Consider the following 3,909-nt stretch of genomic DNA (forward strand, 5'->3'; position numbering starts at 1 on the left):
TCTAAGAGTCGTGGCAACGTCGTCAACCCCGACGCCGTCGTACGGGATTACGGGGCGGACGCGCTGCGATTGTACGAAATGTTCATGGGACCGCTCGAAGCGACCAAACCATGGTCGATGGACGGTGTCGGCGGAGTCCGCAATTTCTTGGACCGCGTCTGGCGAATGATCATCGATCAGGACGCGGACGAAGTCGTGTTGTGCGATGCGATCACCGACGATGCGTGTGATGAAGACCAATTGCGAACGCTGCACCAAACGATCCGCAAAGTTACCGAAGACACCGAAGCGATGAGTTTTAATACCGCCATCGCTCGGATGATGGAGTTCACGAACTTCTTTACTCGCTGCGAGAAACGTCCGCGTGAAGCGATGAAGACTTTCTTGATTCTGTTGTCGCCCTACGCACCGCACTTGGCCGAAGAATTGTGGATGCTACTGGGCGGCGAAGGCTGTGTTGCCAAGGCCGCGTGGCCGGATTGGGACGAAGCCGCACTGGTCGAAAGCAGCATCGAGATCCCCGTCCAGATCAACGGAAAGATCAAAGCCAAAATCAACGTGGCACCGGATGCAAACAAGGATCAATTGATCGAAATCGCGTTGGCCGATCCCAAAGTGAGTGAGCAGTTAACGGGCAAGACGGTTGTCAAACAAATCGTTGTCCCTGGGCGCTTGGTGAATTTGGTCGTCAAATAGCCAAACCGCTACGATTCGAAAAAAAGCGGAACGAGTCAATGAAAAAAGCGGGCGACACTCACGTCGCCCGCTTTGTTTTTGTTCTCGCGGATCTAAACACGGTAACGTTTAGAATTCGCCGTCAATGACTTCTTTCGAAGCACGTGTACCGAGTGCTCCCCACAATCCATAGGGGCTCTTGCTTCCCGGAGGACTAAAGCTCGAACTGGTATCAATGGTTCGTCCTACGGTTTCGCCATCTTTGTCACCTGACTCAATGCTGTCCGTGATGAACTTAACCGCACCATCGGCCATCACGACATGAACACCACCTTGGTGTTGGCTGCCGGCGGTGAAGACACCGTTACCGTTAGCGACACTGTTGGGGAAGTTTCGAGGATTGCCTGATCCGCCACTGCAACTGGGGCGGTTCGGTGGCGCGATAGTGTTGAATCCACTACGTGCCAGCGTTCCTGAAGCCCAAATATGGCCGCGGCGTGACAGGTTACCTGTCGACCCCGTCCAGTAAGTTTGATTTCGGTAGAACTGAGGGCGTGCGGGATCGATTACGCTTGAGGTGTTTCCAAAGCAAGTGGAGAAGGGGTCAGCGTACATCCCTCCCGAACTGATCCCTGCTCGTACTCCACCTTTGATTTCCAAGTCGTCGAGGCTCGTCGCGATTTCACCGAGCGCAATGGTGTTCGCAAGTCCGTCGAGGACATCACGAAAGCGAAGCGGTTTGAAAGGACGAAACACACCGCGGTGTGCCGACACAGCAATCCCATTGCCATAGGACCAGTTGGGTACGATGGAACTGTCACCTACACAACATGCGTAGTTGGTTCGTCCACGATCGCCATCACCCGATATGCCGGGATCCGAAGGACAACGCAACGCTGCAACTTTAGCACGAAAAGGTGGATAGGCCGAACTTCGCTCGGGTGACGGTCCCATCGGCGGCCAACTCGAACTGCCCACAACCAAGGGATTCGAAATCTGTTCCCACAACGCTTGTTGTTCAAAATAAGGAAGTAACCCAACCACCCAGCTTAAATAGGCTCGATTCTGCTTCGAGTCATCGACCGTTCCTGGATTATTCGAATCGGGGTCCCGGGTCGGGCCCTTAAAACTGTTGGTGCCTCCGGTCGAGGGCGGCAACATATTGAATGCCGAGTGATAATTATGAAGCGACAGGCCCAGTTGCTTCATATTGTTACTGCAAGACATTCGGCGTGCAGCTTCACGAGCGGCTTGAACCGCTGGCAACAATAATCCGACAAGCACGCCAATAATGGCGATGACAACAAGCAGTTCCACCAAAGTGAAACCAGACTTGGGCCGACGATGGGGTCGAATAGACATTAGAAATCCTCGAAAAACGAAAACAGAAAAAGAGAGAACGCGATGTGATGGAAAACGAAGTTCGCCATCAAAAGAAATAGATGTCGCAAAAAGAAAGAGAAAAAACGCGGACCGATCTTGGGATTAAACGCCCATTGAACAGGCAAGCCAAAACAGAGATCTCATTGCACACTCTCTAGCATGACAAGCGAGAAAATTGCTGCGGAATCAAGGACGAACCAGGACTCTAAGGGACAAATGATTCCGAAGTGTCCTCCGGAACATAATTGAGAACTTCTTCCGACTCGACGAGATACGGATCATCTTCGCTCAGTTCAACAGCGGCATCCGAGTTGGAATTGCCGCAGCCTGCTAAACAGCTTGTCATCAGCAAGGCAAGAAACGCAAAGCCGGTAGTTCTAAGAAAAAGTTTGTTCATGGGAGGTCCTTCACCGTTTTAAGAATGGGTTAACTGACGGTTGCTGACTCTCTTACTACCGCTGCAACAATTAGTCCCCCCACAAATCGAGAAAATATTTCGACTTAACTCCATTTTCTGTCTGCCCCCTAAAAGCCTCAGGATGACTTTGTCCAAATGCACAATTCGGTGCTTGCATCCGATGGCAAGCATCCAAGACAGTCCATGCCAAGACGACACAGGAAGGAGTGTAGCAATGCATTACAGCGCAGCGCTGATCGGTCCTGTCCTTTTCCGGCTTTTCTCAACCAACCGCTGCGTGCGAGGAGGACGCTCGTCGGAAGACCTTAGCAGCTAGGCAGGAGTCATTCCTTCGATTAGCCGCTTTGGCGCTAGCCACGGTTCCGACATTCAACCGTGGCTTGCGCCCAAGCGGCTAACGGGATTTCACAATGATTCCTGCCTACCTGCTTTACAACGGGAATCACGTCGTCGCATCCAACAAAGGACGTTACCGCAAAACATACGATGGCGTTGTTGAGATTTCAGCAATCTATTTTTCGGGAAGATCACGCAACTCATCGGTCGGTTCCATGACTGTCGTGCCGTTATCGGGGCCGCATCCAGTTAGCAACACCGAGCTAAAAGCCGCAGGCATCAACAATCCCACTAGCACACCGATGATGGCGATCACAACAAGCAGCTCCACCAGGGTGAAGCCCGACTTACCATGCCGGCCCAAATGAAATGACATCTAACTCGCCTCAAAAAAAAGGAAAAGGAAAATAGAATCCGAATCCCAAAACGCCTCTTGGAAAGGGCTCTCACCACTTTTTGTTTCTGAGTAGTTACTGCCGCCCAGACTGAACCTCACCACAAAATCTAGAAGATATTTGTGTTTTTTTGAAAAGCGTTCGTCCGCAGAACGACTCATCACATCAATGTTCCGCTAGATGTCGAAGACTTCGATGCAGAAGATTGCGGTCATCGATACCGGAGTAAAAAAAACGGTATAAAGTAAAAAACGAATGGCGGAAGTTCGTTTGAGCGGCAGTAATAAACCAGTGAGAATTCCCTAGGATCGGCCATGAGCGACAAAGGAGACCGATCGGAGGGCGATGTAGATGTTGCAAACTTTGTTCAACTTTTTACCACCAATGAACGTCGATTACGTGCGTTTTTGTTCACTTTGCTTTGTGATCGCGATTCCGTTGACGAGGTGATGCAAAACGTCAGTACGGTTCTGTGGAAGAAGTTTCATGAACTTGACGATCCATCTGGATTTCTCAAATGGGCGTACGTGATCGCTCGATTTGAGGTCCTGGCGTATCGTCGCAAACTAGCGCGAGACCGATTTGTACTTGACGAAGACCTTATTTTCACACTGGCAGAAGAATACGCTTCGGACAAACATTCTCTGGATGCCGAAGAGCGCATTCGATACTTAAGCGATTGCATGTCGCGCTTACAGGAAC

General features: G+C 50.9%; 5 protein-coding genes. 2 read left to right on the plus strand and 3 right to left on the minus strand.

Annotated elements, in window-relative coordinates:
• Positions 1-696: class I tRNA ligase family protein (locus tag RMSM_RS09015; protein WP_040764929.1), on the plus strand; the 696-nt coding region annotated here is incomplete at its 5' end.
• 108 nt (positions 697-804) lie between these two features.
• On the opposite strand, the gene RMSM_RS09020 is transcribed toward RMSM_RS09015, so the two are convergent.
• From RMSM_RS09020 to RMSM_RS43380, 3 genes are all read right to left on the minus strand, one after another.
• Entirely contained in the window at positions 805-2,037 is a 1,233-nt protein-coding gene (locus RMSM_RS09020; RefSeq protein WP_040764930.1) for a DUF1559 domain-containing protein, read from the minus strand.
• A 226-nt stretch (positions 2,038-2,263) separates the two neighbouring features.
• A complete protein-coding gene (locus RMSM_RS09025; protein ID WP_008694449.1) occupies positions 2,264-2,455 on the minus strand; it encodes a hypothetical protein in 192 nt (63 codons plus the stop codon).
• A gap of 532 nt (positions 2,456-2,987) precedes the next feature.
• Positions 2,988-3,188: a type II secretion system protein gene (locus RMSM_RS43380; protein ID WP_040764931.1), complete on the minus strand. Its 201-nt coding sequence runs from the start codon at positions 3,186-3,188 to the stop codon at positions 2,988-2,990.
• A 333-nt stretch (positions 3,189-3,521) separates the two neighbouring features.
• On the opposite strand from RMSM_RS43380, the gene RMSM_RS09040 reads away from it, so the two are divergent.
• A partial coding sequence (locus tag RMSM_RS09040) for a sigma factor (RefSeq protein ID WP_008694451.1) occupies positions 3,522-3,909 on the plus strand: 388 nt, incomplete at its 3' end.

Origin of the sequence: Rhodopirellula maiorica SM1 (assembly GCF_000346295.1) — a bacterium.
Lineage (GTDB): Bacteria > Planctomycetota > Planctomycetia > Pirellulales > Pirellulaceae > Novipirellula > Novipirellula maiorica.

Excerpts from the sequence above, each read along its gene's own strand:
- RMSM_RS43380 (WP_040764931.1), bottom strand. The coding sequence starts at position 3,188 with ATGTCATTTCATTTGGGCCGGCATGGTAAGTCGGGCTTCACCCTGGTG.
- RMSM_RS09020 (WP_040764930.1), bottom strand. The coding sequence starts at position 2,037 with ATGTCTATTCGACCCCATCGTCGGCCCAAGTCTGGTTTCACTTTGGTG.
- RMSM_RS09025 (WP_008694449.1), bottom strand. The coding sequence starts at position 2,455 with ATGAACAAACTTTTTCTTAGAACTACCGGCTTTGCGTTTCTTGCCTTG.